A 25,894-nucleotide genomic window follows, 5' to 3' on the forward strand; every position below is an offset into this window, starting at 1 on the left:
TCACGCGGTGAAACGGCCGGTGCGCTTGATTTCCGGGTAGTCGGTCGTCGCGCCGTCCAGCTCCAGTGCGCGGACGAGTCGCAGATGGTCCTGGGTGTTGACGACCCAGCCGATGATCCTCAGGCCGGCCTTGCGCGCGTGCTCGACGACCTCGAGGGTCAGCCGGCGGATGTTGAGGCAGACGGTTCCGGCCCCGGCGTCGACGGCGCGCTCGACGACGTCGGGGCCGTAGCGGCTGGCGACCAGCGCGGTCCGCGCGCCCGGTACGAGCCGGGCGATCTCGGCGATCGCGTCGTCGTGGAACGACAACACCTCGACGCGGCCGACCAGGTCCCGCCGGTGCATCACCTCGGCCAGCGCCCGCGCCGCCGCCACATCCTTGATCTCCGCCTGCAGAGGCGCCCGTACCGCGTCCAGGACCTCCTCGAAGACGGGGATGTGCTCACCGCGGCCCGCGTCGAGCGTGCGGAGCTCGGCGAGTGTCTTCTCGGCGATCGGCCCCGTGCCGTCCGTCGTACGGTCCACATCGGCGTCGTGCATGATCACGAGCGCGCCGTCCTTGCTCAGATGCAGATCGAGTTCGATCAGGTCGAGGCCCGCGCGCTCGGCGGCGACGAAGGACCGGAGGGTGTTCTCGGGCTCGACACCCATGACTCCGCGATGACCGATGGTGAGGAAGTTCAAGGTTCAACTCGCTTCCGTCGACGGCGGCTCGGCTGCCGCGCTCGGCGCTCCAGTACCCGCGCGGCACGGCCGCAGCCTAATGGTCCGGCTGCGAGCTGAACCCGTTCGTACACGGGGCAATGGGCGCACGGTACGGCGTGAATCCGGACAGCACGGCCGAGTGTGTGTCACCCCCGCGTGGGCGCGTCACGCGCGTGTTGACCCGCTTGTGCATGCTTGGCGGAGTATGACGGAAATCACTGCCCATCCCGTGTCCGGCAGGAAAAAGTGCGGTGAAGGTGGAGCCTCACAGGATAATTTCCCGATCCTCTACTTGCTGGGAGAAACCACATATGCATACGGTGTCCTTACGCGAGGTTCTCCCGTGAAGGATGGGTCATGACGGAAATTCTTGTGCAGGCGGGTACGGAGGAGCAGGTTCCTTCGCAGGGCAGGGTGGTGGATCACCCGGCTTGGCCCTCGCTCAAGGATGCCGTGGAACAGATCCGGCCCTGGCAGTCCAAGGACGGCTCGATCGACTTCGACGCCGAGGGCGCGCCGGACCCCGCGGACGCCGAGCTGGCCGTACGCCGGGTGGCGCACGCCGTCGAGAAGCTCTCCCCCCTGCTGCCCCACGACGCCGCCTACCACGAGGCGCTCGTGAAGGACCTGCGCCGCTGGTCCGACGAGGGTTTCAAGGTGCCCGACTTCCTCGACTCGCTGCTGGCCTTCCAGCCCGCCGCGGACCGCCGGGACGGGCTGCAGCACCTGGTCGTCTTCCCGATGTACACGCAGAACGGCAACCCGGACCGCAACCTCGAAGCGGTCGTCCTGCGCATGGTCTGGCCGGACTGGCTCGCAGAGCTGGAGGCCGCCCGCTACGACAACCCGCTGTTCTGCGGTATCACCTTCGAGGACTTCACCGCGGGCTACGACACCAACTCGGCCGTCCTGTTCCCGGAGACCATCGCCGTGCGCGAGGCCCCCGAGCGCTTCTCCTGGGGCGGCATCTTCTGCGACCGCGAGGCCGCCCGCTTCCGCCGGGTCACCGCGGCCGCCGTCGACATCCTGGGCCTCGAGCTGCCCGAGGACATCGCCGCCATGGTCCACGACCAGGAGCGCTGCCAGCAGGCCTTCGTGCTGTGGGACATGGTCCACGACCGCACCCACAGCCGCGGAGACCTGCCGTTCGACCCGTTCATGATCAAACAGCGCCAGCCGTTCTGGATGTACGGCCTGGAGGAGCTGCGCTGCGACCTCACCGCCTTCAAGGAGGCCGTGAAGCTGGAGGCCGACGGCTTCCCGCAGGGCCGTGACGTACAGTACGCGGTGCTGTTCGACCGCATGTTCCGCTTCCCGGTCACCGGTGAGCGCGTCCGCAACTACGACGGCCTCGGCGGCCAGCTGCTCTTCGCGTACCTGCACCAGCACGACGTCGTCCGCTGGACCGACAACAAGCTGCACATCGACTGGCAGCGCGCCCCGCAGATCACCAACCAGCTCTGCGCCGAGATCGAGCAGCTGTACCGCGAGGGCATCGACCGCCCCAAGCTCGTCCACTGGTTCAAGGCGTACGAGCTGGTTTCGGCGTACCTCGCCCCGCACCCGGGTTCCCGCTGGGCAAAGGGCCCGGACGCCCTCGATCTGACGCAGCCGCCGCGTAAGCTCGTGGACGACGTGCTTCCGGACGAGTTTCCCCTGAGCATGTTCTATGAGGCGCTCCAGAAGAAACTGAAGAACGTGATCGCCTCCACCAAGGGGATCACCGCCGGGAGCGCCGAGCGGGTCGCCGCGTGAGCGACCGCATCACCACGGCTCAGGAGGCGAAGACCATGCGGAACGGGGCTCTCAGCGGTGCGGTGATCGCGGTGGCCGGTGCGGGTGGACCCGCCGGCCGGGCGGCGCTGCTTCGGCTTGCCGAGGCGGGGGCGACCGTCGTCGGCTCGGACAACGACCCGGAGCGGCTCGCGGAGGCCGTGGACGCGGCGCGCTACGCGCACGGCGGCGCCACCGTCACCGGGGACACGGTGGACCTGCTCGACCTGCAGTCCACCCGCGACTGGGCCACCCACATCGAGAAGGACTTCGGCCGGGTCGACGGCCTGGTCCACCTCGTCGGTGGCTGGCGTGGGAGCGAGACCTTCACCAAGACCAGCCTCGACGACTGGGATTTCCTGGAGTTGCTGCTCATCCGCACCGTGCAGCACACCTCCCTCGCCTTCCACGAGGCGCTGCAGCGCAGCGACCGCGGCCGGTACGTCCTGATCAGCGCGGCGGGCGCGACCAAGCCCACCGCGGGCAACGCCTCGTACGCCGCGGCCAAGGCGGCAGCCGAGGCGTGGACGCTGGCCCTGGCCGACTACTTCCGCAAGGCCGGGGGTGAGGAGGGCCCGACGTCCGCGGCTACGATCCTGGTGGTGAAGGCGTTGGTGCACGACGCGATGCGCGCGGAACGCCCCAACGCGAAGTTCGCGGGCTTCACGGACGTCAAGGACCTGGCCGAGGCCCTCGTCGGAGTCTGGGAGAAGCCCGCCGCCGAAGTGAACGGAAACCGTCTGTGGCTGACCGAGAAGCCGTGAACCCTCCCAAGACCGACGCGCGTCGCCATCACGACCCGGAGGTCCGCGGTTTCGCCAGTGACAACTACGCCGGGGCCCATCCGGAGGTGCTGGCCGCCCTGGCGCTGGCCAATGGCGGCCATCAGGTCGCGTACGGCGAGGACGACTACACCGAGCACCTCCAGCAGATCATCCGCAGCCACTTCGGTGCCACGGCGGAGGCCTTCCCGGTCTTCAACGGCACCGGTGCGAACGTGGTCGCGCTCCAGGCGGTCACCGACCGCTGGGGCGCGGTGATCTGCGCCGAGAGCGCGCACATCAACGTCGACGAGGGCGGCGCCCCCGAGCGCATGGGCGGCCTCAAGCTGCTCACCGTGCCCACGCCCGACGGCAAGCTCACGCCCGAGCTGATCGACCGGCAGGCGTATGGCTGGGAGGACGAGCACCGTGCGATGCCGCAGGTCGTCTCGATCACCCAGAGCACCGAACTGGGCACCCTCTACACGCCCGAGGAGATCCGAGCGATCTGCGAGCACGCCCACGCGCACGGCATGAAGGTGCACCTGGACGGCTCCCGGATAGCCAACGCGGCCGCCTCCCTGAACGTGCCGATGCGGACGTTCACCAACGCGGTCGGCGTGGACATCCTCTCCCTGGGCGGGACGAAGAACGGCGCGCTGTTCGGCGAGGCGGTCGTCGTCATCAACCAGGACGCCGTCAGTCATATGAAGCATCTGCGCAAGCTGTCCATGCAGCTGGCCTCGAAGATGCGCTTCGTGTCGGTGCAGCTGGAGGCCCTGCTCGCCAAGGACCTGTGGCTGCGCAACGCCCGTCACTCCAACGAGATGGCCCAGCGGCTGGCGGAGGGCGTCCGCGCCGTGCACGGGGTGGAGATCCTCTACCCCGTGCAGGCCAACGGGGTGTTCGCCCGCCTCCCGCACGATGTGAGCGAACGTCTGCAGAAGCGATTCCGCTTCTACTTCTGGGACGAGGCCGCCGGCGTCGTCCGCTGGATGTGCGCCTTCGACACGACCGAGGAGGACGTGGACCGGTTCGTGGCGGCGCTCAAGGAGGAGATGGCTCGCTGACCTTCACATGGAGCTATGCATAGATATGCGATCGCCTGAAAAGTCATTGACTCTCGGGTGATCGCATTTCTATGCTCTACAGGCATGGAGCTGATCCAGGAAACTTCCGACCTGTCCGCTTATTTGGCTGCCGACGAGGTCGTCGACCATGACCATCCGCTGGTGCGGGGGGCGGCTGCCCGTCTGGCGGAGAGTGTGCCGGACTCGTATGCCTATGCGCGAGCGGCCTTTGAATTCGTCCGTGACACCATTCCGCACTCCGCCGACAGCGGCGACATGCGGGTCACCTGGCGCGCCTCCGACGTCCTCGAACAGCGCACCGGCATCTGCTATGCCAAGGCGCATGCGCTGGCCGCCCTGCTGCGTGCCGAGGACATCCCCGCCGCTCTCTGCTATCAGCGGCTGGCGCATGACGACGGCAGTGGCCATGCCGTGCACGGTCTGGTTGCGGTGCGGTTCAACGGCGCCTGGCATCGGCAGGACCCGCGTGGCAACAAACCGGGCGTCGACGCCCGGTTCTCCCTCGACGGCGAGCGGCTCGCCTGGATCCCTGACGAGAAGTCCAATGAGATGGACTATCCGGTCCTGTATGCTGAACCACACCCGGCCGTCGTGAGCGCCCTCCGGGCCGCGCCCGACCGGCCGTCCCTCTGGCAGACGCTTCCCACCGCACTCTGAGGCAGGCGATGACTCTCACCCTGACCGTGTCCGACGAGGTGCGCGCCCTCGCGCCCGCCTTCACCCATGTCGCGATCGAGGCGCACGGACTCGTCAACGGGCCCAGCACCGACGCCACTTCTGCGCTGCTCGACGACGCGGCCCGTCGGCTCGCCGCACGACTGGACGGACGCGCCCCGCACGAGGACCCGCACATGGCGGCCTGGCGTGCGGCTTACACGGCCTTCGGCGCCAAGCCGTCCCGTACCCGCAACTCCGCCGAGGCGCTCGCGAAGCGGTCCCTCACGGACGCCGGTCTGCCCCGGATCAACGTCCTCGTCGACGTCTACAACGCGATCAGCGTGGCCCATCTGATCCCGGTCGGCGGCGAGGACCTCGACCGCATCCAGGGCGGAATGCGCCTCGTGCGGGCCACGGGGCAGGAGGAGTTCATGACGGTCGCGGCGGGGGAGGAGAGCGTCGAGCATCCCGACGCGGGCGAGGTGGTCTGGCGTGACGAAGCCGGCGTGACCTGCCGCCGCTGGAACTGGCGCCAGGGGCCGCGCACCCGGCTCACCGAGGAGTCCACCTCGGCGCTCTTCCTGCTGGAGAGCCTGGCTCCGATGCCGGTGGCCGACGTCGAGACGGCCGGCGCGGAACTCGCCGAACTGCTGGAGAAGTTCAGCCCCGGGGCGCGGGTGACCGTCCACGCCCCCGTCTGACGTACGTCAGAGCGCCTCGGCGGCGCGCAGCTGCTCCGGGGTCGGTGCCGTGCCGCCGAGGTGGGCCGGCATCCACCATGTGTCCTCCGGGCCCTTGGGGCGGACCGGGTAGGCGCGCTGTGCGGCCTCCAGCAGCTCCTGGACGCGCCCGCGCAGCTGGCGGGTGAGCGCGCCCGCGTAGGTGTCGCGCGAGGCCTCGATCGCCTCGCCGACCCGGATCGTGATCGGGGTGTGGCTGCGCTTGAAGTTGCGCGGGTGGCCCTTGGTCCACAGCCGCTGCGTGCCCCACAGGGCCATCGGGACCAGCGGGACGCCCGCCTCCTGGGCCAGGCGCACGGCACCCGACTTGAAGCTCTTCAGGGTGAAGGACTGCGAGATGGTCGCCTCCGGGAAGACCCCGACGACCTCGCCCGACTTCAGCGAGTCCAGCGCGTGCGCGTAAGCCGCCTCGCCCTGATTGCGGTCCACCGGGATGTGTTTCATGGCGCGCATGAGCGGGCCGGAGATCCGGTGCCGGAAGACGGACTCCTTGGCCATGAAGCGCACCAGACGCTTCTGCGGGAGCGCCGCCAGTCCGTTGAAGATGAAGTCCAGGTAGCTGATGTGGTTGCTCACCAGGACCGCGCCGCCCGAGCTCGGGATGTTCTCCGATCCCTTGCAGTCGATCTTCAGGTCCCAGGCCTTGAACATCGTGAGGGCGAGACCGACGACGGGACGGTAGACAAGCTCAGCCATGGACGGGACGGACCCTTCTCTTTGCCTGGGAAGGGACTCCCGGCGGGAAGTTACGCAGCCGTAGGTTTACGGCCTGTCGCAGATCGTGCCCCAAGAACGGACGGGGGGCCAGTCCTGGTGCCTTTGAACGGCGAGATCCTCGTCACGTCAATCCGTTCGGACCACTTCGGGGTTTTCGTCCCCCGGCGAACCGTGGAGGCGGGAATCTTTGCAGCCGCATGAATGCTGGATCGGATGATGACCGGACTCGTGGTGTGCCTGGCCGTGCTCGCACCGGCGAGCGCGTACGAGTGCTGCACCGGCGGCGGAGCGGGAGAGTGAGAGTGCGCGGGCGCGACGACGGACTGCGGATCGGTGCGGCCGAGTTGGGCCAGGGGCTGGGTGAACGGGCCACGCTCGTCCAGTTCTCCAGCGCCTTCTGCGCCCCCTGCCGGGCGACACGCCGGATCCTCACGGAGGTGGCCGGGATGGTGCCCGGTGTCGCCCATGTGGAGATCGACGCCGAGCAGCGGCTCGAACTCGTCCGTGCGCTCGACATCCAGAAGACACCGACCGTGCTCGTCCTGGACGCGGACGGTCGGATCGTGCGGCGTGCGGCGGGGCAGCCGCGCAAAGCGGACGTCATTGCCGCGCTCGGCGAGGCCGTCTGACGCCCCCTCCGCCGGATGGGCGCAGCCCGTACTCCAGCCTGCGAGGTGACCGTGAGGCAGCCGGTGACACATCTCCCAGATGCCGGGACGCACTTGACTGCACGCACCACGTATCGTCAGCCTGACTGTATGCCCCTGGAACTCCTTCTCTTCGAGCGTGTCCACGTGGACCTGGCCCGCACCGCGAGTGCGTGCTGTCCGGCGTGCTGAGCACCCACGGATCCTCCCCCACTCTCGACTTCGCTCGAGCGGGCGGGACCCCCACGTCACCTCTCGAAGAAGGACAACTCCATGACGGCCACCCCCGACCTCGGCACCCCTCAGCTCGCATCCCCTGACCTGCTGCGCTCCGTCTTCCGCCGGCATGCGGCGGGAGTCGCCGTGATCACCGCCCAAATGGGCGGCAGGCCGGTCGGCTTCACCGCCACCTCCCTCACCTCCGTCTCCGCCGAACCCCCGATCGTCTCGTTCGGTATCGGCGTCGGCGCCTCCAGCTGGCCCGCCGTCTCCGAGGCCGAGCACGTCGGCGTGCACATACTCGGCGAGCACCAGGAAGCATTGGCCCTCACCTTCGCCAAGAGCGGAGCGGACCGTTTCGGGGCGCCCACCAGCTGGCGTGAGGGCCCCGAGGGCGTTCCCGTCCTCGACGACGTGCTCGCCTGGCTGGTCTGCCGCGTGGTGGCACGTGTGCCCGCGGGAGACCATCGCATCGTCCTGGCCGAGGTCGTCCTCGGTGATCCTTCGGGCGTCGGACGCCCGCTGCTGTACCACCAGGGGCGCTTCAACGGTCTGCGCGACTGACCTACTGGCCGGTTACACAGCGTTGCCAAGGTCACAGTTCAAAGCGCTTGCTTAGCGGGCATTCAGTGGGTGTACTGGCGAGTAATATTTCGTTCGGAGCGCGGGGTCGCCCCGACCGGGATCGGCCGCTTCAGGCGCCTATGCTGCCTGCAAGAAGGCAGCCCAGAAATGACGATGCAGTAGGAGAGCCGGCGTGAGCTTGAGGATCGTTGTCACTGTGAAGTACGTGCCCGACGCCACTGGCGACCGGCACTTCGCCGATGACCTGACCGTCGACCGGGACGACGTGGACGGTCTGCTCTCCGAGCTGGACGAGTACGCGGTCGAGCAGGCGCTGCAGATCGCCGAGAACGCGGACGACGCCGAGGTCACCGTGCTGACGGTGGGCCCGGAGGACGCCAAGGACGCGCTGCGCAAGGCCCTGTCCATGGGTGCCGACAAGGCGATCCACGTGGAGGACGACGACCTGCACGGCACGGACATCATCGGTACCTCCCTGGTGCTGGCCAAGGCGATCGAGAAGGCCGGCTACGACCTGGTGATCTCCGGCATGGCCTCCACCGACGGTACCGCCGGTGTCGTACCGGCGCTGCTGGCCGAGCGCCTGGGTGTTCCGCAGGTGACCCTGCTGTCCGAGGTCTCCGTCGAGGACGGCACGGTCAAGGGCCGCCGCGACGGCGACACCGCCTCCGAGCAGCTGGAGGCCCAGCTTCCGGCGGTCGTGTCGGTGACCGACCAGTCGGGTGAGGCGCGTTACCCGTCCTTCAAGGGCATCATGGCGGCCAAGAAGAAGCCGGTGGAGTCCTGGGACCTGTCCGACCTGGAGATCGAGGCCGAGGAGGTCGGTCTCGACGGTGCGTGGACGAAGGTCGAGGCCGCGGCCGAGCGTCCGGCGCGCACCGCGGGCACGATCGTCAAGGACGAGGGCGAGGGCGGCAAGCAGCTCGCTGAGTTCCTCGCGAGCCAGAAGTTCATCTAGGGCTCCTCAGCCTGACCGCCCCTCAGACTTCGCAATCCGCAAGGAGATCCATTCCCATGGCTGAAGTTCTCGTCTACGTCGACCACGTGGACGGTGCCGTCCGCAAGCCCACCCTGGAGCTGCTGACCCTGGCCCGCCGCCTGGGCGAGCCCGTCGCCGTCGCGCTGGGCAACGGCGCCGCCGACACCGCCGCCACGCTCGCCGAGCACGGCGCGGTGAAGGTGCTCACGCACGAGGCCGCAGAGTACGCCGACTACCTGGTCGTCCCGAAGGTGGACGCCCTGCAGGCCGCCTACGAGGCGGTGTCCCCGGCCGCCGTTCTGGTCCCCTCCTCCGCGGAGGGCAAGGAGATCGCCGCCCGTCTCGCGGTACGGATCGGCTCCGGCATCATCACCGACGCCGTCGACCTCGAGGCCGGCGACGAGGGCCCGGTGGCCACCCAGTCGGTGTTCGCCGCCTCTTTCACCACCAAGTCCCGTGTCTCCAAGGGCACTCCGGTCATCACGGTCAAGCCGAACTCGGCCCCGGTGGAGTCGGCCCCGGCCGCCGGTTCCGTGGAGGCCCTGTCGGTGTCCTTCTCCGACAAGGCGACCGGCACCAAGGTGACCGCCCGTACGCCGCGTGAGTCGACGGGCCGTCCGGAGCTGACCGAGGCCGCGATCGTGGTCTCCGGTGGCCGTGGTGTCAACGGTGCCGAGAACTTCGCGATCATCGAGGCGCTCGCCGACTCCCTCGGTGCGGCCGTCGGTGCGTCGCGTGCCGCGGTGGACGCGGGCTGGTACCCGCACACCAACCAGGTCGGCCAGACCGGCAAGTCGGTCTCTCCGCAGCTGTACATCGCCTCCGGCATCTCGGGTGCGATCCAGCACCGTGCCGGTATGCAGACCTCGAAGACGATCGTGGCGATCAACAAGGACGCCGAGGCCCCGATCTTCGACCTGGTCGACTACGGCGTGGTCGGCGACCTGTTCGACGTCGTCCCGCAGCTGACCGAGGAGATCAAGGCCCGCAAGGGCTGAGCATCCTCACCGGCTGTACGAGGCCTCCGTGACCGCAGACGCGGTCACGGAGGCTTTTCCTCATCCCAGGGTCAGCGACGCCTGTACCGGCAGGTGGTCGCTCGGGAACTGCCCGTCGAGCGAGAAGGAGTTGACCGACGCCCAGTGCGCCCGCACGCCGGGAGTGGCCAGGATCCAGTCGATGCGGTCGCCGTACGGTTTCAGCGGACGGTAGCCGTGGAAGGTGCCGTAGAGCTCGGTGCGCTCCACCGCCGTGTCCCAGGTGTCGACGAGACCGGCACCGAGCATCGTGTCGTAGACGGGGTTCTTGTGGGCCGCTGCGTTGAAGTCGCCGGTCACCACGAGCGGCAGGGAGCGGTCGAGTCGGGAGATGCGGTGGGCGATGAGGCCGGCGGCACGCGCGCGTGCGTACTGGCTCGCGTTGTCCAGGTGGGTGTTGAGGACGTAGAACTCCTGCCCTTCGCGGCGCAGATCGCGGAAGCGGACCCAGGTGACCATGCGGGTGCAGGCACCACCCCAGGTGTTCGAGCCGATCACGTCGGGAGTGTCGGAAAGCCAGAAGTGGTCGTACTCGACCGGGGCGAGCCGCCGCGTGTCGTAGAAGACGGTGACGAACTCGTCGCGGCTGCCGCCCGCGCGTCCCGTGCCGATCCAGGCGTAGTCGGCTCCGAGGTCGGCCGCGATGTCGCGCACCGGGGCGTAGAGGCCCTCCTGGGTGCCGAGGACGTGCGGCCGCTCACGGCGTAACAGTGTGCGCATCACCGGGCGCCGCACGGCCCAGCTGTCGGGTGGTTTGGCGGAGCCCGCGCGGCGCAGGTTGAACGTCATGACCTCCAGGTGACGGTCGTGCCGGTCCGCCGCCGAGGCGTGCTGCAGGGACAGTGCTGTACTGGACAGGGGCAGGGTGACCGCGGCGGCCACGGCGGTCTTGAGGCCCAGACGGCGAGTGACCCGGCTGTGGTGGGACACAGGAGGCTCCTTCTGTGGCGGGTGCCGGACGCGCCGTGCGCCCCGGAGTGTGACAGAGCCGTATGAGATGGGCGTGAACATGGCAAAGGTGGGGAGTGTCCCTCCATGGAAGGGGAGGAGCTCCTGGCGCGCAAGAGGGTGTTGACCTGTAGCGGGAGCCGCCGATAGCTTCATTCTACGGATTGTTGATTCCGTGAAGCGGAAAACAGGAGGGTGCGGGATGGGGCAGGGCCAGCAGGAGAGGGTGACCACGAGCCTCGCGGGCGCCGTCACCGAGGAGGTCAGCGCCTCCCTCGCCCCGGTCGACCGCGAACTGGAGCGCCTGTACCCAGGCGACCCCGGCACGCGCCAGCCCGTCCACACGGTCTACGTCCCCGGTGATGTCTTCGCCGCGGACACGATCCGTTCCTGGGGCGACCAGGCTCTTGCCGCCCTCGACGAACACGCCCCGGACGCCGCTTCGTTGGCCGCCGTCCTCGGTCTGGCGGACGACCTGGCCGGACCCGTGCACGACCGCGTGCGCGCGAAGCTGGAGCGCGAGCCGATCGAGGACCTGCGCGTCGACTTCGAGGACGGCTACGGGCCGCGCCCGGACGCGGAGGAGGACGAGGCGGCCGCCCGCGCGGCCCGGCTCATCGCGGAGGCGTACGCGCAGGGAACGGCCGCCCCCTGCATGGGCATTCGCATGAAGTGCATGGAGGCACCGGTACGGGACCGCGGCATCCGCACGCTCGACATCTTCCTGACGGGACTGGCGGAGGCCGGGGGTCTCCCGGACGGCCTGGTGCTCACACTGCCGAAGGTGACCTACCCGGAGCAGGTCACCGCCATGGTGCGGCTGCTGGAGGAGTTCGAGAAGGCGCGCGGGCTCGAGCCAGGGCGGATCGGCTTCGAGATCCAGATCGAGACCAGCCAGGCCATCCTCGCCGCCGACGGCACCGCGACCGTCGCCCGAATGATCCAGGCCGCCGAGGGCCGCGCCACCGGACTGCACTACGGCACCTTCGACTACAGCGCCTGCCTCGGCGTGTCCGCCGCGTACCAGGCGAGCGACCACCCGGCCGCCGACCATGCCAAGGCGATCATGCAGGTCGCGGCCGCGGGCACCGGCGTACGCCTCTCCGACGGCTCCACGAATGTCCTGCCGATCGGCCCGACCGAGAAGGTCCACGACGCCTGGCGGCTCCACTACGGGCTCACCCGCCGCGCCTTGGCCCGCGCCTACTACCAGGGCTGGGACATGCACCCCGGCCATCTCCCGACCCGGTACGCGGCCGTCTTCGCCTTCTACCGCGAGGGCTTCGAACAGGCCGCGGCCCGGCTGGCCCGCTACGCCAACCGCACCGGCGGCGATGTGATGGACGAGCCGGCGACCGCGAAGGCGCTCAGCGGCTATCTGCTGCGGGGCCTCGACTGCGGTGCCCTCGACATCGCGGAGGTCGCCAGGGCCACCGGGCTGACCCGGGCGGACCTGGAGGGCTTCGCGGCACCGAGGCGGGGGGATCTGACGGCCTCGGCCAAGTGACGGGCCCCGGCGATACGGAGGTCTTCGCGGGCGACGCCTGTCCCGGGGGCGGCGGCAGTCAGGCGCCGATTGTGGGGCTGTCGGTCCGCCCTTCTCGGACGTACCCCTCCAGCCCCGAGGCCATCACCAGCTTCTCCTTGACGAACAGACGCGTGCCCGCCGCGCACAGCTCCCGGTTCAGGCGTGCCCGGGCGCAGAACTCCTCCGGCGTGGCCCCGAACAGTGCACGCAGCCGCGGTGATTCGAGCAGGAGGTCGGTGAGCAGGAGGCGTTCGCCCGGATGCCGGCGCGGAGTTCCGTCGCCGTTGCGCAGCACGCCCACGCGGTTGACGTACGCATACACCCCCGGGAGGAGCTCGCCGGACTCCAGCTCCACCGATACGGCGGAGGAGGGAAGCCAGGCCCGGTGGTACGGCCCCGACGGCACCCCGACGCCCTCGCTGGCGTCGATCACGTCCAGCTGCTCCGCGTCGAGCCAGGTGACGAACAACTCCCTTGCGGTGCCCGGCGCGTGGAACGGCGACGCGGACACGTATCCCAGAAGGCTCACATGCGCCGAAACACCGACGTCGACGCCGGTGACCCGCGCCTTCACCAGGGGAATGGGCGAGGTGATCCCGGACTCGTCCATCTTGTGGCGCAGTTGGCCGGGGCAGGCGTTGGAGCCGACCGCGAGGACCGGGACGCGGTCCTCGTGCACGAGGCGGTCGAGGGGTAACAGGCGGTTGCCGTTCAGGAGTCCGGACTCCTCGGGCCAGGCGCCCGGATAGGCGAGGGGATGGTCGAGCGGTGCCTCGGCCAGGCCCAGAGCCTCCAGGGTGCGGTCGTCCATGGGCTCCTCAGTCGGCGGGCGGCAGTTCGCCCGAGCCGCGGGTGATCAGCCGGGTGGGGAGTTCGATGCGTTCCGGGGTGATCAGCGTGCCGTCGAGCTGGCGGAAGAGGCGCTCGGCGGCCGTGCGCCCGAGCGCGGCGGCGTCCTGGGCGACGACCGTGACAGCGGGCCTGAGGAGGTCGGCGAGCTCGAAGTCGTCGAAGCCGACGAGGGCCACGGGGCGGGGGCGCTCGGCGAGGACACGGACGACGGTGACCGTCACGCGGTTGTTGCCCGCGAATATCGCGGTGACGGGGACGGGACCCGTGAGCATCTGCTCGGCGGCCCGCCGCACCCGCCCGGGATCGGTGACGCCGAGGGACATCCAGGAGTCCTCGACGGGTATGCCGGCGTCCTCCATGGCGGCACGGTAGCCGCGCAGCCGCTCGGCCGCGGTGTGGATGCGGGGCATGTCGCCGATGAAGCCGATCCGGCGGTGGCCGTGCGCGATGAGGTGCGCGACCCCGTCGCGGGCACCCCCGAAGCTGTCGGACAGCACCACGTCGGCGTCGATCTTCCCAGCGGGGCGGTCCACGAACACCGTGGCGACGCCCGCCTTGATCTCGGGCTCCAGATAGCGGTGGTCGTCACCGGCCGGGATGACGACCAGCCCGTCCACGCGGCGCGCGCACAGCGCCAGCACCAGCTCCTGCTCGCGGTCCGGGTCCTCCGCGCTGGAGCCGTTGATCAGCAGGGCGCCGTGGGCCCGGGCGACCTCCTCGACCGCGCGGCTCAACGGCCCGTAGAACGGATCGGCGAGATCCTCCAGGACGAGTCCGATGCTCGCGGTGCGGCCCTTGCGCAATACCCGCGCGCTGTCGTTGCGGCGGAACCCCAGTGCGTCGATGGCCTCTTGGACCCGGCGCTCGGTGTCCGGGGTGACCCCGGGCTCACCATTGACGACGCGTGAGACCGTCTTCAGGCCCACCCCGGCTCGTGCTGCCACGTCCTTCATGGTCGGACGGTTGCCGTAGCGGTTCTCGGGTCGGCGGGCGGTGTCGGGCACGATGCGCTGTCCTGTCCTGTCGTCCACGGGGGGTGCGTCGGTCCATGGGGTTGTATGAGGATGTGGCGTCGAGCATAGAGCCTGGACAACGTTGTCAGATGCGGGAGAGACTGTCCACCGCAATCTCCGGCCTGCGCCTTCCCCCAGGGGCGCCTCCTGCCCGGTCCGGGCCGGACGCCCGGACCCCGCGTCGGCGGCCGCCGAACGTCGGGAACGGTACAACTGAAGCATTGGGAGATCTGACACTGATGCACACCGACCTGGTGGCCGCGCTCGACATCGGCGGCACAAAGATCGCCGGAGCGCTGGTGGACGGCCACGGCCGCATCCTGCTGCGCGCACAGCGCGCGACGCCCGCGCAGGAGGACGGCGACACCGTGATGGGTGCCGTGGAGGACGTCATAGGGGAGCTGACCGCATCCCCCCTCTGGGGCCGGGCGGGTGCGGTCGGCATCGGCAGCGCGGGGCCGGTGGATGCCTCCGCGGGCACGGTGAGCCCGGTCAATGTCCCGGGCTGGCGCGACTATCCGCTGGTCGAGCGGGTCCGGGCGGCGACCGGAGGCCTGCCCGTCGAGCTGATCGGCGACGGCGTGGCCATCACGGCCGCCGAGCACTGGCAGGGCGCGGCCCGTGGCCACGACAACGCGCTGTGCATGGTGGTGTCGACAGGCGTCGGCGGCGGTCTCGTCCTGGGCGGGCGACTGCACCCGGGCCCGACCGGCAACGCGGGCCACATCGGGCACATCAGCGTCGACCTGGACGGCGATCCGTGCCCGTGCGGCTCGCGCGGCTGCGTCGAGCGCATCGCGAGCGGGCCGAACAACGCGCGCCGCGCGCTTGAGGGCGGCTGGCAGCCGGGTCCGGACGGCGACACCTCGGCCGCCGCCGTGGCCGCCGCCGCGCAGGCGGGCGACCCGGTGGCCGTGGCCTCCTTCGAGCGTGCCGCTCAGGCGCTCGCCGCCGGGATCGCCGCGACCGCGACGCTCGTCGAGATCGACATCGCGGTCATCGGCGGGGGAGTGGGCAAGGCCGGTGACGTCCTCTTCACGCCCCTGCGCAAGTCTCTGGCCGACTACGCCACGCTGTCCTTCGTGCAGCGTCTGAAGGTGACGCCCGCGCTGATGGGCACGGACGCGGGCCTGGTTGGCGCGGCGGCGGCCACGTTCACCAAGAGGACGGACACGACGGCGGCGGGGGTGTAGCTCCCGCAGGACGACGGGAGTTGGGGCAGTTCGTCCCCCATGCTCAGCAACTCGGCTTCGCGTCGAGGCGAGCTCTCCGCCGTCGGCCCGGAATTCTGCCCACGATCCTTGTCTTCCTGCTGCTGCAGCGGTACTTCATCGCGAGGCCGACGCCGGGGTTGACGACAGGGCAGGGGGGCTGGGCGGCCCGCCATACGGGCATGGCGGGCCGCCCGGCACATCAGCCGCCGAACGGAGTTCCGCCCGCGAAGTCGGAGTTGAAGGCGGACTCGACACCGCCGAGCACGCCCGAGTCGTTGATGATCAGGCCCAACTCCCGGTTGTGGTTGAGCGAGTTGTCGGAGAAGTTCTCCGACCCTGCGAACACCTTCGCGGTGGCGGTGCCGTTGTCGGCGACGATGGCCTTGGCGTGGATGTACAGACCGGTCTGGCCGTCGTAGGTCACGACCTTGCCTCCGGCGTTCACCACGCTCTGGAAGTTGCTCTGGTAGCTGTCGGGGTTCATGCCGACCACGCGGACCGTCACCCCGCGCTTCTCGGCCGCGACGATCGCGTTGACCAGCGCGGTGTCGCCGAACTCGAGCTGCTCGACGTCGAGCGAGTGCTGTGCGCCGTTGATCAGGGCGAGCAGCCGGTTCTGGGAGTCGGTCGGGGACCAGACCAGGTCGTCGCCGTCGGAGGGGGTGATGGAGGTCTTGGCGTAGTCGGCGTTGAAGACCTGCTCGATCGCTGCGACGTCCGCGGTGTCGCTGTCGAAGACGCCGTAGTCACGGTCGCCGGCGTAGTAGGTGGAGTCGAGGTTGCCGGTCATGATGAGCGACTTGGCGCCGTCGACGGTGATGGTCTTCTGGTGGGTGTAGACGAAGCGGGAGGAGGAGTAGGTGACGCCGACACCGTTCGCCTTCAGGGTGTTGTACGCGGAGCCGTTGACCGAGGTGTGGGCGGCGTCCAGGATCACGCGCACGTTCACGCCGGCCTTCTTGCGGTTCACCAGATCCGTGACGGCGGTGGTGTCACGCAGCTCGTACATGGTCATGTCGATCGACGTCGTGGCCGAGTTGATGAAGTCGTAGACAGCCGTGTGGCTCTGGTCCGGGAAGGTGAGCAGGGAGTAGGTGCCGGCGGCCTGGGCCGTGCCGGTGGCGAACGTGGTGACGGCCGCGGTGGCGCAGGCGGCGATGGTCAGGGCGGCGCGACGCGCAAGCGTGCGGAGCATTCGGATCTCCCGGCGATGACGAGGAGCGCGAAGCCGGCGGACACCCAAGGTGCGGTGGAGTCGCCGGCCGGGACAGGTCGTGCCTTGCGGGAGGGTGGCGTCCGGGAGTGTGGCAGGGCACGGTTTACGCGCATTGCCCCTGAGCGTGACATGCCCATGAACCCTGGGTGCGGCCGATGCCTCCTAGGGTGCGGAGCGTCGATTCCGCCCGTGACCCCAGACCGGTTCCGCAGTTGAACAGGGCATGAAGAAGCGCAGCATGCTCGCCCTCGCCTCCCTCGCCACCGGATTCGTCGTGGCCGCCGTCACCCCCTCCCACGGTGCCGACCACGACACGCTCGGCGATCTGAACGTCAAGGACACCCTCAGCACCGTCGACCACACCATCAGCCAGGACAGCCTCGCCATGGACGAGGACGCCCTGGGGCAGAACGGCTGAGGGGGAGCCGAAGTCGCGGCGCCGGGCCCCGGACAGCAGGGGTACCGGCGCCGCGGCGTGTGGACGGCCGGGGAAGCGGCGTCGCAGTGCTGCCCGGTGACGCCACGCCGGCCCCGGGACGCGCCCTCATCAGCGACGGGTTTCCGTGGCAGGGTGGAGCGGGCAAGCCTCAGGGGGCCAACAGAAGAGGGGGAACCGTGATCGTCTGGATCAACGGTGCGTTCGGTGCGGGGAAGACCACCACCGCACGGGAACTGATCGAGCTGATCCCGAACAGCACGCTCTTCGACCCCGAGGTCATCGGCGGAGCGCTCACGCACCTGCTCCCGCCCAAACGCCTCGCCGAGGTCGGCGACTTCCAGGACCTGCCGATCTGGCGACGGCTCGTGATCGACACCGCCGCCGCGATGCTCGCGGAGCTCGGCGGAGTCCTCGTGGTTCCGATGACCCTGCTGCGCCAGGAGTACCGCGACGAGATCTTCGGCGGCCTCGCCGCCCGCCGCATCCCCGTACGCCATGTCCTGCTCGCCCCGGCCGAAACGATCCTGCGCGAGCGCATAGCCGGCCGGGAGGTCCCGCCCGACCTCCCCGACGGCGAGATGCGGATCCGCCAGTGGTCGTACGACCACATCGAGTCCTACCGCACCGCCCTCGCCGCCTGGCTGACCGCCGACGCGCACCCCGTCGACACCAGCGCCCTCACCCCGTACGAGACCGCCCAGCGGATCGCCGAGGCCGTCCGCACCGGCGACGCCCCCGTCTGCGACATCGTGCAGACCCCCGAGCCGACCGCCGAGACCATCGCCGCCGGTGTGCTCCTCTTCGACGAGCAGGACCGCGTGCTGCTCGTCGACCCCACCTACAAGGCCGGCTGGGAGTTCCCGGGCGGTGTCGTGGAACGCGGAGAGGCGCCCGCCCGCGCAGGTATGCGCGAGGTCGCCGAGGAGACCGGTATCACGCTCGACGAGGTGCCCCGGCTTCTCGTCGTCGACTGGGAGTCGCCCGCACCGCCCGGCTACGGCGGGCTGCGTCTCCTCTTCGACGGCGGCCGTCTCGACAGCGCCGAAGCCGGCCGCCTCCTGCTGCCCGGGCCCGAATTGCGCGACTGGCGGTTCGTCACGGAGGAGGAAGCGGCCGGTCTCCTTCCGCCTGTGCGTTACGAGCGGCTGCGCTGGGCGCTGCGGGCGCGTGAACGTGGCGCGGCGCTCTATCTGGAGGCGGGCGTCCCGGTCGGCTGAGATGGGACGCATGGAATCCCCTGGCGGCAGGCGACACTGACGGCGCGTCCGATGTGGGTGTTGGCCGAATCACTTTGCCTGGCATGTGGAGTTCCGCCTGCAGCAGCAGCAGCAGCAGCGGCAGCGGCAGCGGCGGCGGGGGCGGGGGGCGGGGGCGGGGGCGGCTCCAGCAAGAGCAGCTCGGCCGGGCTCACGTCCTGCACCACTCAGGGAAAGGCCAACACCTGCGCACCAACAACGGCAAGGACTTCCCGCCGCCGCCCGCCAGTGACTCCGCGCAGATCAAGGGCTGTCTGCCGCAGAGCACGGCCGGCTACTACCGGATCAAGTCCCTCACCGCCTCCGACGGCGGAAAGACCGTCACCACGGTGATGAGCAAGCCCTACTCCGACTGGAAGTCGCTGTTCGGGGCGGGCTACCCGCTGTATCCGGCGCACGTCGCCGAGAAGCTCTCCGGCGCCACGGTCGGCGGCGCCGCGCACATGACGGCGGCCACCCACTTCCACGAGGACTGCACGGTGGGGCGGCCGAGTTCGCCGCGCGCATCGGCGCGGAGGTGCTCGCTCACCACCTGGACGCACCCGTCGTCGGGGTGAGCTCCCGGGCCCGCGGCCCGTACTGGAGGACTGGGAGCGGCCGATTCACGCGGAAGCCGAGAAGCTACGGCCATGGGGCGACCGTAGAAAGGGCCCCCGCCCGCGGCGAATTCGAGGGCCCTTTGCTGTCAGCAGAGCGTTCAGCTCGCCGCGTAGTTGCGCAGGAACAGCGCTTCTGCGACCGACAGGCGCTCCAACTCCTGCGGGGACACGCTCTCGTTGACCGCGTGGATCTGCGCCTCCGGCTCGCTCAGGCCTATGAGGAGGATCTCCGCCTGCGGGTAGAGCGACGCGAGGGTGTTGCACAGGGGGATGGAGCCGCCCTGGCCCGCGTACTGCATCTCCTGGCCCGGGTACGCGACCGCCATCGCCTCGGCCATCGCCGCGTACGCCGGGCTGGAGGTGTCCGCACGGAACGCCTGCCCCTGTCCGATCTGCTCCGTCCGCACCCGGGCACTCCACGGCGTGTGCGTCTCCAGATGGGCCTGCAGCAGCTTCGTCGCCTCGGCAGCGTCCACGCCCGGCGGCACCCGCAGGCTCACCAGCGCGCGGGCGCTCGCCTGCACGGACGGGGTCGCGCCCACGACCGGCGGGCAGTCGATACCGAGGACGGTCACAGCCGGACGCGCCCAGATGCGGTCGGCGACCGAGCCGGAGCCGATCAGCTCCACCCCGTCGAGCACCTTGGCGTCCTTGCGGAACTGCTCGTCGTCGTACGCGAGACCGTCCCACCGCGTCTCGGAGGCCAGCCCGTCGACGGTCGTCGACCCGTCCTCGGCCCGCAGCGAGTCCAGTACGCGGATCAGCGCGGCCAGGGCGTCGGGCGCGGCTCCGCCGAACTGTCCGGAGTGCAGGTTGCCTTCGAGCGTGTCGACCTGCACCCGGACGAGAGTCATGCCGCGCAGCGTCGAGGTGACCGTCGGCAGGCCGACACGGAAGTTGCCCGCGTCACCGATGACGATGGTGTCGGCCGCGAGAAGGTCCGGGTTTTCCTCGGCGTACCGCTCCAGACCGCCCGTGCCCTGCTCCTCCGAACCCTCGGCGATCACCTTGACATGCACGGGCACGCCGCCGTTGGCCTTGAGCGCACGCAGCGCGAGCAGGTGCATGATGACGCCGCCCTTGCAGTCGGCGGCCCCGCGCCCGTACCAGCGGCCGTCACGCTCGGTCAGCTCGAAGGGCGGGGTGGTCCAGCCGGCCTCGTCGAGCGGCGGCTGCACATCGTAGTGCGCGTACAGCAGAACCGTCTTCGCACCCTCGGGGCCGGGCAGGTAGCCGTACACCGACTGCGTACCGTCCGGAGTGTCCAGCAGCGCCACGTCCTGGAAGCCCTCGGCGCGCAGCGCATCCGCGACCCACCGCGCGGCGCCTTCGCTCTCGCTCTTCGGGAACTGGTCGAAGTCCGCCACCGACTTGAAGGCCACCAGTTCGGCGAGCTCCTCCTTCGCCCTGGGCATCAGCGAGGCGACGGCCTCGGCGACCGGATTCGACGACATGGGCACGCTCCTTGTGGGTGCGACGTTGTACTGGTGAGTACTTCTGTGTACGTGTGATCGTGCGGGCGTAGGCGCGTACTGGTGTGCAGGGCGCATACGCTGCCGATCCTCCCACAGCGGCCTGCGACGACGCCGCCGTAGGATGCGGGAGACAAATGCGGCAGGCGGCTTGATCGGGAGCAGTAGACCATCGTGAGCAGCGAGAACTCTTCGGCGGACGGCGTGCAGCGGGTGTGGGACGTCGTCGTGGTGGGCGCGGGACCCGCGGGGGCCTCGGCCGCCTACGCGGCGGCGGTCGCGGGACGCAGCGTGCTGTTGCTGGAGAAGGCGGAGCTGCCCCGATACAAAACGTGCGGCGGCGGCATCATCGGCCCCTCGCGCGACGCCCTCCCGCCCGGCTTCGAGCTGCCGCTGCGCGACCGGGTGCACGCGGTCACCTTCTCGCACAACGGCCGCTTCACCCGCACCCGCCGTGCCAAGCACATGCTCTTCGGTCTGATCAACCGGCCCGAGTTCGACCAGCAGCTCGTCGAGCACGCGCAGAAGGCGGGCGCGGAACTGCGCACGGGCGCCACCGTCTCACGGGTGGAGCAGCACGGCTCGGCGGTGCCGGACCGGCGCACGGTGGCCGTCGTCCTGCAGGGCGGCGAGACGCTGCTGGCCCGGGCGGTGGTGGGCGCGGACGGCAGCGCCAGCCGCATAGGAGCACACGTCGGGGTGAAGCTCGACCAGGTCGACCTCGGTCTGGAGGCGGAGATCCCGGTGCCGGAGACCGTCGCCGAGGACTGGAGGGGACGGGTGCTCATCGACTGGGGGCCGATGCCCGGAAGCTACGGCTGGGTGTTCCCGAAGGGGGACACGCTGACGGTCGGCGTGATCTCCGCCCGCGGTGAAGGCGCGGCGACCAAGCGGTACTTGGAGGACCTCGTCGCCCGGCTCGGGCTCTCCGGCTTCGAACCGAGCATCTCGTCCGGGCACTTGACCCGCTGCCGTGCGGACGACTCTCCGCTGTCGCGGGGGCGGGTGCTGGTGTGCGGGGACGCGGCGGGGCTGCTGGAGCCGTGGACCCGCGAGGGGATCTCGTTCGCGCTGCGGTCGGGGCGGCTCGCGGGGGAGTGGGCGGTGCGCATCGCGGAGGCGCACGACGCGGTGGACACGCGCAGGCAGGCACTGAACTACGCGTTTGCGATCAAGGCCGGACTGGGCGTCGAGATGAGCGTCGGCAAGCGGCTGTTGACGGCGTTCGAGCGCCGGCCCGGTCTCTTCCACGCGGCACTGACCGGCTTCCGGCCCGCTTGGAACGCGTTCAAGGAGATCACACAGGGGTCCACGTCCCTGGGGGAGATCGTCCGCAACCGTCCGATCGCCCAGCGCGCCCTGACCGCGCTGGACCGCGGGCCCGTGGGTGACGGCGTCAGTTCTTGACCGTGATCTGGAAGACCGGGTGGTCGGGGGCGATACGACGAAGCTCCTCGTCCGGGGAGTCGGGGCCGACACCGTTGAAGAAGACCCCGACCTCGGCCTTCCAGCGCTTGAGGTAGGCGCGCAGGAGCGGAACCTTGTCGTCGTCGGCGACCTCGGTCGCGGTGAACACGTCCACGTTCTTGCCCAGACGCAACTCGCCCCCGCCGGCCGCGCGCATGTTGTGCGTCCACTGGACGTGGCCGCGGGGGGCGACCAGGTACTGCTGTCCGTCCACGGTGAGCAGGTTCACGGGGGTGGTCCGCCACTCGCCGCTCTTTCGGCCGCGGACCGCCAGGACGCGGGAGCCCCAGATGCTGAGGCCGCGGCGGGTCATCCAGGCCACGGCGCGGTTGAAGACGTTGACGGTGAACCAGCCGGGCTTCTGAACGTGGGTGGACATGACGTCGGTCCTCCTGGAGGTGGAAAGTGTGAGCGGTGCTCTCGCTTGAGATGAGTATGGGTGTGATCGGCGACCCAAAGCAAGAGCAGTGCTCTCGATAGTGTGCGGTGCTCTCGAATTTGAGCGCCGCTTTGCAGTGGAGGGCGCCGTTCCGTGACGTGAAGCGCTCGCCTCTGCCACGTGGTCGCCCAATGGCCGAAGAGCGTTACTCCATCTACAGAGCACTGCTCTGCTTTGTGTGCACTGCTCCGACTTCGTGCCACACTGCCTCCATGAGCACAGCACGAGGGGCCCGCGCCCGCGCCCGGATCGAAGTCACCGCCGCCATCAAGGACGAGGCGCGCAGACAGCTCGCCGCGGAAGGCGCCGCCAGGCTTTCGCTGCGTGCCGTGGCCCGCGAGCTCGGCATGGTCTCCTCTGCGCTCTACCGCTACTTCCCCAGCCGCGACGACCTGCTCACCGCGCTCATCATCGACGCCTACAACTCCCTCGGCGAGACGGCCGAGGCCGCCCATGCCAAGGTCGGTGACGTCGCCCCCGCACAGCGCTGGGTCGCCGTGTGCGAGGCCGTGCGCGGTTGGGCGCTCTCGCATCCGCACGAGTACGCGCTGATCTACGGCTCGCCCGTGCCCGGGTACTCCGCGCCCGAGACGACGATTCCCGCCGCCGCCCGCGTGGGCGTTCTGCTGATCGACATCGTGCGCGACGCGTATCGGCAGCGCGGCGTGGCCCGCACCCCGCTGCCCGACGACCTCGGGCCCGAGGCGCGGCGCATGACCGCCGAGCTGGCGCCCGACCTCCCGCCGGAGGTGGTCGCGGCCCTGGTCGCCGCCTGGGCGCAGCTGTACGGACTGGTCGGGTTCGAGTTGTTCGGGCAGTTCAACAAGGTCGTGGAGGACCGCGAGGCGTTCTTCCGGCACTCCGCGGCCCAACTCGCCCATGGCGTGGGGCTGGTGTTCCCGTAGCGGGCCATCCGCTGGAGCCGCGCCCTACGCTTCTCGTCGTGGGTCACGGCGCTGCCGTGGGCGACTCCGCCGGGGCGAGCTCGTGGCCCCGGGCGGGCACATCCTCGGCGCAGTGGTCGATGGGCGCCACACCGAGCTTCCGCAACGGGTCGTGGTGGCGCGGACGCCGTGCCGATCACCCGCAGTCGTAGCCCGGCCGAGGCCTACGACCTGACGATGAAGCGGTGAGCATGCGGACAGGCGTACTTCCGGGGGAGTACGTCTGATCACCTCGCACGGCTGACGTCGTCCATGGCCCGGGACGTCTAGCGTGAACCTCATGGAGGAGCAGCGCACAGACGTCCCGTGGCGGTGGCACGGACCGCCGTGGATGCGCCGCTGGGACGACGAGCCCCGCGGCTCCCGCCTGCCCTGGCGCTCCACCGTGCTGATCACCGCCTTCGTGATCATGGGTTCGCACTTCTCCGCCCGCAGCCAGCAGGCCGACCGCGTACACCTCGGCGTCCTCGCCTACGCGCTGCTGATCGTGGCCTCGGGAGCGCTCCTGTGGCGCCAGAGGCACCCCGTGCCCGTCGCGTTCGTGACCGCCGCGGCCGCCATGGTCTATCTGGGCGCCGGATATCCGTACGGCCCGGTCTTCTTCACGGTTGCCGTGGGCTGCTTCAGCGCGCTCGTCGCCGGACGCCGCAAGGCTGCGTTGACGGCCGTCGGGCTGTTCTGGGCCGGGCACGTCCTGGTGACGCACTGGCTGTACCGATGGCTGCCGCCGCCCGGGGACTCGGCCGCGTCCTGGGCGCAGGAGCTGATCATCGCCACCTGGGTGGTGGCGATCGTCGCGCTGGCAGAACTGGCGCGCGTCAGGCGCGAACAGTGGGCGCGCGAGCGGGCCGAACGGGCGCAGGCCGCGCGGCGGCGCGCCGACGAGGAGCGGTTGCGCATTGCCCGCGAACTCCATGACGTGCTCGCCCACAGCATCTCCGTGATCAATGTCCAGGCAGGCGTGGGCCTCGCGCTCCTGGACTCCGACCCGGAGCAGGCGCGCACGGCCCTCACCACCATCAAGGCCGCCAGCAAGGAGGCGCTCGGAGAGGTGCGCCAGGTGCTCGACACGCTCCGCGCGCCCGGTGACGCGCCGCGCGCTCCCGCGCCCGGGCTCGACCGGCTGCCGGAACTCGTCGAGCAGGCCGCGAGCGCCGGGCTGACGGTCACCGTCCAAGGAGAGTCGCCGAAGCTCGCGCCGGGCACCGACCTCGCGGCGTTCCGCATAGTCCAGGAGGCACTCACCAACGTCGTGCGGCACTCGGGTTCGCGGCACGCGCGCGTGCACGTCGACAGCGCCGAGGGGGTTCTGCGCCTGCGTGTCGACGACGACGGGCCCGCGACCGGCGCCGACGCGGGCGGCAGCGGCAACGGCCTTGCCGGAATGCGGGAGCGGGCCGCGGCGCTCGGTGGCACGATCGAGGCGGGCCCGCGTGCCGACGGCGGTTTCCGGGTGCTTGCCGTGCTGCCGCTGAAGGCGTCGTCCGAGGGACCCGTCAAGCGCAAGGAGGACCGGTGATCCGTGTACTGCTCGCCGACGACCAGTCATTGGTCAGGGCAGGGTTCAAGGCCCTGCTCGACGCCCAGCCGGACATCGAGGTGGCCGGGGAGGCCGCCGACGGCGAGGAGGCCCTGCGCAAGGTGCGGGAACTGCGGCCCGACGTCGTGCTGATGGACATCCGCATGCCGCTGGTCGACGGGCTCGCGGCGACCCGCCGTATCACCGAGGACCTGGGCCTGGACGGCGTGAAGGTGGTCATGCTCACCACCTTCGAACTCGACGAGTACGTCTTCGAAGCGATCCGCTCCGGTGCCTCGGGCTTCCTCGTCAAGGACACCGAGCCGGACGAACTCCTGCGCGCGGTCCGGGCCGTGGTCGAGGGCGACGCATTGCTCTCGCCGAGTGTGACCCGGCGGCTGATCTCGGAGTTCGCGGCCCGCTCGAAGGAGCCCGCGGTCGCCGCGTCGCTCGCCGAACTCACGGAGCGGGAACGGGAGGTGATGGCACTGGTGGGCATCGGCCTGTCCAACGACGAGATCGCCCGCCGCCTCGTCGTCAGCCCGCTCACGGCGAAGACCCACGTCAGCCGCACCATGGTCAAGCTGGGCGCCCGTGACCGGGCCCAGCTGGTCGTGCTGGCCTACGAGTCGGGGCTGGTACGGCCGGGCTGGCTGGGCTGAGGCCCGGCGCCGCGCCGGAAGCGGACCAGCACGCCGACCACGCGTGCCACGAAGAGCAAGGAGGCCATGGTGGCCCCCGCGACGACGACCGTACGGCGCGCTCCACCCGACAGGTCGAAGGCGAAGGCCGGTCCCGCCACGGCTCCGAACACCAGCGCCGCCGCGAACACCGCGCTGCACAGGGCATACCCGATCTCGATGGTGATCGCGTCTCGATCGGCCTGAGTACGCCGTGTCCGCCCCCTGAGCGAACGTTCCCCCTGGTCCTTCATGCACCGAGTCAAACAGCCGTGGGGGGGGGGGGGGCGGGGGCGTCCGGCGACGAGCCGGCCGGCGCGGGGGGACGGGTCGGGGGTGCCGGGCGCCACCCGCGCGGGGGGAACCCAGGTCGAGGGGGTCTCGATGGGTTCCGGGG

The 25,894-nt window shown here is 70.3% G+C and carries 27 protein-coding genes and 1 pseudogene; 19 read left to right on the top strand and 9 right to left on the bottom strand.

Features of this window, described 5'->3' with window-relative positions; all coding sequences use genetic code 11:
- A complete protein-coding gene (locus ABT186_RS35715; RefSeq protein ID WP_351233105.1) occupies positions 1-684 on the bottom strand; it encodes a glycerophosphodiester phosphodiesterase in 684 nt (227 codons plus the stop codon).
- A gap of 378 nt (positions 685-1,062) precedes the next feature.
- Between ABT186_RS35715 and ABT186_RS35720 the strand changes: the two genes are divergently transcribed.
- The 5 genes from ABT186_RS35720 (at position 1,063) to ABT186_RS35740 (ending at position 5,688) form a co-directional block, all read left to right on the top strand.
- Entirely contained in the window at positions 1,063-2,460 is a 1,398-nt protein-coding gene (locus tag ABT186_RS35720) for a DUF6421 family protein (RefSeq protein WP_351233103.1), read from the top strand.
- 35 nt (positions 2,461-2,495) lie between these two features.
- Positions 2,496-3,242, top strand: a complete 747-nt coding sequence (locus ABT186_RS35725) for an SDR family NAD(P)-dependent oxidoreductase (protein WP_351233133.1) — start codon at positions 2,496-2,498, stop codon at positions 3,240-3,242.
- Complete coding sequence (locus tag ABT186_RS35730; protein ID WP_351233101.1) at positions 3,239-4,309, top strand: threonine aldolase family protein; 1,071 nt, start codon at positions 3,239-3,241, stop codon at positions 4,307-4,309. Before ABT186_RS35725 ends, ABT186_RS35730 begins: the two co-directional genes overlap by 4 nt.
- 84 nt (positions 4,310-4,393) lie before the next feature.
- On the top strand, positions 4,394-4,987 hold the full coding sequence (locus ABT186_RS35735; protein WP_351233099.1) for a transglutaminase domain-containing protein: 594 nt from the start codon (positions 4,394-4,396) through the stop codon (positions 4,985-4,987).
- An 8-nt stretch (positions 4,988-4,995) separates the two neighbouring features.
- Positions 4,996-5,688, top strand: a complete 693-nt coding sequence (locus tag ABT186_RS35740; RefSeq protein ID WP_351233098.1) for a B3/B4 domain-containing protein — start codon at positions 4,996-4,998, stop codon at positions 5,686-5,688.
- A 6-nt stretch (positions 5,689-5,694) separates the two neighbouring features.
- Here ABT186_RS35740 and ABT186_RS35745 read toward each other — a convergent pair whose 3' ends face one another.
- Positions 5,695-6,423, bottom strand: a complete 729-nt coding sequence (locus tag ABT186_RS35745) for a lysophospholipid acyltransferase family protein (protein ID WP_351233096.1) — start codon at positions 6,421-6,423, stop codon at positions 5,695-5,697.
- Positions 6,424-6,660: 237 nt separating this feature from the next.
- Here ABT186_RS35745 and ABT186_RS35750 point away from each other — a divergent pair.
- From ABT186_RS35750 to ABT186_RS35770, 5 genes and pseudogenes are all read left to right on the top strand, one after another.
- A pseudogene (locus ABT186_RS35750) lies at positions 6,661-7,073 on the top strand (TlpA family protein disulfide reductase).
- A gap of 129 nt (positions 7,074-7,202) precedes the next feature.
- The gene (locus ABT186_RS35755) at positions 7,203-7,283 is read left to right on the top strand and encodes a putative leader peptide (protein WP_351928618.1); all 81 of its coding nucleotides are present in this window, start codon (positions 7,203-7,205) and stop codon (positions 7,281-7,283) included.
- An 81-nt stretch (positions 7,284-7,364) separates the two neighbouring features.
- Positions 7,365-7,874, top strand: coding sequence for a flavin reductase family protein (locus ABT186_RS35760; protein ID WP_351233092.1), 510 nt, complete (start codon positions 7,365-7,367; stop codon positions 7,872-7,874).
- Between the two features lie 193 nt (positions 7,875-8,067).
- Positions 8,068-8,853 carry an electron transfer flavoprotein subunit beta/FixA family protein gene (locus tag ABT186_RS35765; RefSeq protein ID WP_351928604.1) on the top strand — a complete coding sequence of 262 codons (786 nt, stop codon included), beginning with the start codon at positions 8,068-8,070 and terminating at the stop codon, positions 8,851-8,853.
- Between the two features lie 56 nt (positions 8,854-8,909).
- The gene (locus tag ABT186_RS35770) at positions 8,910-9,872 is read left to right on the top strand and encodes an electron transfer flavoprotein subunit alpha/FixB family protein (RefSeq protein WP_351928606.1); all 963 of its coding nucleotides are present in this window, start codon (positions 8,910-8,912) and stop codon (positions 9,870-9,872) included.
- A gap of 60 nt (positions 9,873-9,932) precedes the next feature.
- Here the strand turns inward: ABT186_RS35770 and ABT186_RS35775 are convergent, their stop codons facing one another.
- Positions 9,933-10,841 (bottom strand): endonuclease/exonuclease/phosphatase family protein, encoded by a 909-nt coding sequence (locus tag ABT186_RS35775; protein WP_351928608.1) that lies wholly within the window; start codon positions 10,839-10,841, stop codon positions 9,933-9,935.
- Positions 10,842-11,061: 220 nt separating this feature from the next.
- On the opposite strand from ABT186_RS35775, the gene ABT186_RS35780 reads away from it, so the two are divergent.
- Positions 11,062-12,366: a DUF6986 family protein gene (locus tag ABT186_RS35780; protein ID WP_351928610.1), complete on the top strand. Its 1,305-nt coding sequence runs from the start codon at positions 11,062-11,064 to the stop codon at positions 12,364-12,366.
- A 58-nt stretch (positions 12,367-12,424) separates the two neighbouring features.
- On the opposite strand, the gene ABT186_RS35785 is transcribed toward ABT186_RS35780, so the two are convergent.
- Together ABT186_RS35785 and ABT186_RS35790 are read right to left on the bottom strand one after the other, a co-directional pair.
- A complete protein-coding gene (locus ABT186_RS35785) occupies positions 12,425-13,198 on the bottom strand; it encodes a hypothetical protein (RefSeq protein ID WP_351235023.1) in 774 nt (257 codons plus the stop codon).
- A 7-nt stretch (positions 13,199-13,205) separates the two neighbouring features.
- A complete protein-coding gene (locus ABT186_RS35790) occupies positions 13,206-14,270 on the bottom strand; it encodes a LacI family DNA-binding transcriptional regulator (RefSeq protein ID WP_351235025.1) in 1,065 nt (354 codons plus the stop codon).
- A 221-nt stretch (positions 14,271-14,491) separates the two neighbouring features.
- Between ABT186_RS35790 and ABT186_RS35795 the strand changes: the two genes are divergently transcribed.
- Positions 14,492-15,445, top strand: a complete 954-nt coding sequence (locus ABT186_RS35795) for an ROK family protein (protein ID WP_351928620.1) — start codon at positions 14,492-14,494, stop codon at positions 15,443-15,445.
- A 220-nt stretch (positions 15,446-15,665) separates the two neighbouring features.
- Here ABT186_RS35795 and ABT186_RS35800 read toward each other — a convergent pair whose 3' ends face one another.
- Positions 15,666-16,661, bottom strand: a complete 996-nt coding sequence (locus tag ABT186_RS35800) for a phospholipase D-like domain-containing protein (RefSeq protein WP_351928612.1) — start codon at positions 16,659-16,661, stop codon at positions 15,666-15,668.
- 244 nt (positions 16,662-16,905) lie between these two features.
- Between ABT186_RS35800 and ABT186_RS35805 the strand changes: the two genes are divergently transcribed.
- The 3 genes from ABT186_RS35805 to ABT186_RS48120 all read left to right on the top strand — a co-directional run bounded on the left by ABT186_RS35805 (position 16,906) and on the right by ABT186_RS48120 (position 18,934).
- On the top strand, positions 16,906-17,100 hold the full coding sequence (locus ABT186_RS35805; RefSeq protein ID WP_351235029.1) for a hypothetical protein: 195 nt from the start codon (positions 16,906-16,908) through the stop codon (positions 17,098-17,100).
- Positions 17,101-17,297: 197 nt separating this feature from the next.
- Positions 17,298-18,338 (top strand): NUDIX hydrolase, encoded by a 1,041-nt coding sequence (locus tag ABT186_RS35810; RefSeq protein WP_351235030.1) that lies wholly within the window; start codon positions 17,298-17,300, stop codon positions 18,336-18,338.
- 83 nt (positions 18,339-18,421) lie between these two features.
- Positions 18,422-18,934 (top strand): hypothetical protein, encoded by a 513-nt coding sequence (locus ABT186_RS48120; RefSeq protein WP_502973428.1) that lies wholly within the window; start codon positions 18,422-18,424, stop codon positions 18,932-18,934.
- A gap of 140 nt (positions 18,935-19,074) precedes the next feature.
- On the opposite strand, the gene ABT186_RS35820 is transcribed toward ABT186_RS48120, so the two are convergent.
- On the bottom strand, positions 19,075-20,430 hold the full coding sequence (locus tag ABT186_RS35820; protein WP_351235032.1) for a dipeptidase: 1,356 nt from the start codon (positions 20,428-20,430) through the stop codon (positions 19,075-19,077).
- Positions 20,431-20,622: 192 nt separating this feature from the next.
- Between ABT186_RS35820 and ABT186_RS35825 the strand changes: the two genes are divergently transcribed.
- Positions 20,623-21,855 carry a geranylgeranyl reductase family protein gene (locus ABT186_RS35825; protein ID WP_351928614.1) on the top strand — a complete coding sequence of 411 codons (1,233 nt, stop codon included), beginning with the start codon at positions 20,623-20,625 and terminating at the stop codon, positions 21,853-21,855.
- Here the strand turns inward: ABT186_RS35825 and ABT186_RS35830 are convergent.
- The gene (locus tag ABT186_RS35830; protein ID WP_351235035.1) at positions 21,845-22,294 is read right to left on the bottom strand and encodes a nitroreductase family deazaflavin-dependent oxidoreductase; all 450 of its coding nucleotides are present in this window, start codon (positions 22,292-22,294) and stop codon (positions 21,845-21,847) included. The two genes, ABT186_RS35825 and ABT186_RS35830, sit on opposite strands and share 11 nt — an antisense overlap.
- Before the next feature lie 272 nt (positions 22,295-22,566).
- Here ABT186_RS35830 and ABT186_RS35835 point away from each other — a divergent pair, with 272 nt between their 5' ends.
- The 3 genes from ABT186_RS35835 (at position 22,567) to ABT186_RS35845 (ending at position 25,479) form a co-directional block, all read left to right on the top strand.
- Entirely contained in the window at positions 22,567-23,259 is a 693-nt protein-coding gene (locus ABT186_RS35835) for a TetR/AcrR family transcriptional regulator (RefSeq protein WP_351235037.1), read from the top strand.
- Between the two features lie 319 nt (positions 23,260-23,578).
- On the top strand, positions 23,579-24,817 hold the full coding sequence (locus ABT186_RS35840; RefSeq protein ID WP_351928616.1) for a sensor histidine kinase: 1,239 nt from the start codon (positions 23,579-23,581) through the stop codon (positions 24,815-24,817).
- Entirely contained in the window at positions 24,814-25,479 is a 666-nt protein-coding gene (locus tag ABT186_RS35845) for a response regulator transcription factor (RefSeq protein WP_351235041.1), read from the top strand. Before ABT186_RS35840 ends, ABT186_RS35845 begins: the two co-directional genes overlap by 4 nt.
- On the opposite strand, the gene ABT186_RS35850 is transcribed toward ABT186_RS35845, so the two are convergent.
- Positions 25,440-25,751: a DUF6332 family protein gene (locus ABT186_RS35850; RefSeq protein ID WP_351235043.1), complete on the bottom strand. Its 312-nt coding sequence runs from the start codon at positions 25,749-25,751 to the stop codon at positions 25,440-25,442. The two genes, ABT186_RS35845 and ABT186_RS35850, sit on opposite strands and share 40 nt — an antisense overlap.
- Between the last annotated feature and the right edge of the window lie 143 nt (positions 25,752-25,894).

The sequence above is a fragment of the Streptomyces sp. NPDC001634 genome, from assembly GCF_040298185.1.
Lineage (GTDB): Bacteria > Actinomycetota > Actinomycetes > Streptomycetales > Streptomycetaceae > Streptomyces.

Bases quoted from the DNA above. Each gene is read 5' to 3' on its own strand.
- ABT186_RS35720 (WP_351233103.1), top strand. From the start codon at position 1,063: ATGACGGAAATTCTTGTGCAGGCGGGTACGGAGGAGCAGGTTCCTTCG.
- ABT186_RS35725 (WP_351233133.1), top strand. From the start codon at position 2,496: ATGCGGAACGGGGCTCTCAGCGGTGCGGTGATCGCGGTGGCCGGTGCG.
- ABT186_RS35735 (WP_351233099.1), top strand. From the start codon at position 4,394: ATGGAGCTGATCCAGGAAACTTCCGACCTGTCCGCTTATTTGGCTGCC.
- ABT186_RS35740 (WP_351233098.1), top strand. From the start codon at position 4,996: ATGACTCTCACCCTGACCGTGTCCGACGAGGTGCGCGCCCTCGCGCCC.
- ABT186_RS35745 (WP_351233096.1), bottom strand. From the start codon at position 6,423: ATGGCTGAGCTTGTCTACCGTCCCGTCGTCGGTCTCGCCCTCACGATG.
- ABT186_RS35755 (WP_351928618.1), top strand. From the start codon at position 7,203: ATGCCCCTGGAACTCCTTCTCTTCGAGCGTGTCCACGTGGACCTGGCC.
- ABT186_RS35760 (WP_351233092.1), top strand. From the start codon at position 7,365: ATGACGGCCACCCCCGACCTCGGCACCCCTCAGCTCGCATCCCCTGAC.
- ABT186_RS35770 (WP_351928606.1), top strand. From the start codon at position 8,910: ATGGCTGAAGTTCTCGTCTACGTCGACCACGTGGACGGTGCCGTCCGC.
- ABT186_RS35780 (WP_351928610.1), top strand. From the start codon at position 11,062: ATGGGGCAGGGCCAGCAGGAGAGGGTGACCACGAGCCTCGCGGGCGCC.
- ABT186_RS35785 (WP_351235023.1), bottom strand. From the start codon at position 13,198: ATGGACGACCGCACCCTGGAGGCTCTGGGCCTGGCCGAGGCACCGCTC.
- ABT186_RS35795 (WP_351928620.1), top strand. From the start codon at position 14,492: ATGCACACCGACCTGGTGGCCGCGCTCGACATCGGCGGCACAAAGATC.
- ABT186_RS35800 (WP_351928612.1), bottom strand. From the start codon at position 16,661: ATGCTCCGCACGCTTGCGCGTCGCGCCGCCCTGACCATCGCCGCCTGC.
- ABT186_RS35805 (WP_351235029.1), top strand. From the start codon at position 16,906: ATGAAGAAGCGCAGCATGCTCGCCCTCGCCTCCCTCGCCACCGGATTC.
- ABT186_RS48120 (WP_502973428.1), top strand. From the start codon at position 18,422: ATGTGGAGTTCCGCCTGCAGCAGCAGCAGCAGCAGCGGCAGCGGCAGC.
- ABT186_RS35820 (WP_351235032.1), bottom strand. From the start codon at position 20,430: ATGTCGTCGAATCCGGTCGCCGAGGCCGTCGCCTCGCTGATGCCCAGG.
- ABT186_RS35830 (WP_351235035.1), bottom strand. From the start codon at position 22,294: ATGTCCACCCACGTTCAGAAGCCCGGCTGGTTCACCGTCAACGTCTTC.
- ABT186_RS35835 (WP_351235037.1), top strand. From the start codon at position 22,567: ATGAGCACAGCACGAGGGGCCCGCGCCCGCGCCCGGATCGAAGTCACC.
- ABT186_RS35840 (WP_351928616.1), top strand. From the start codon at position 23,579: ATGGAGGAGCAGCGCACAGACGTCCCGTGGCGGTGGCACGGACCGCCG.
- ABT186_RS35850 (WP_351235043.1), bottom strand. From the start codon at position 25,751: ATGAAGGACCAGGGGGAACGTTCGCTCAGGGGGCGGACACGGCGTACT.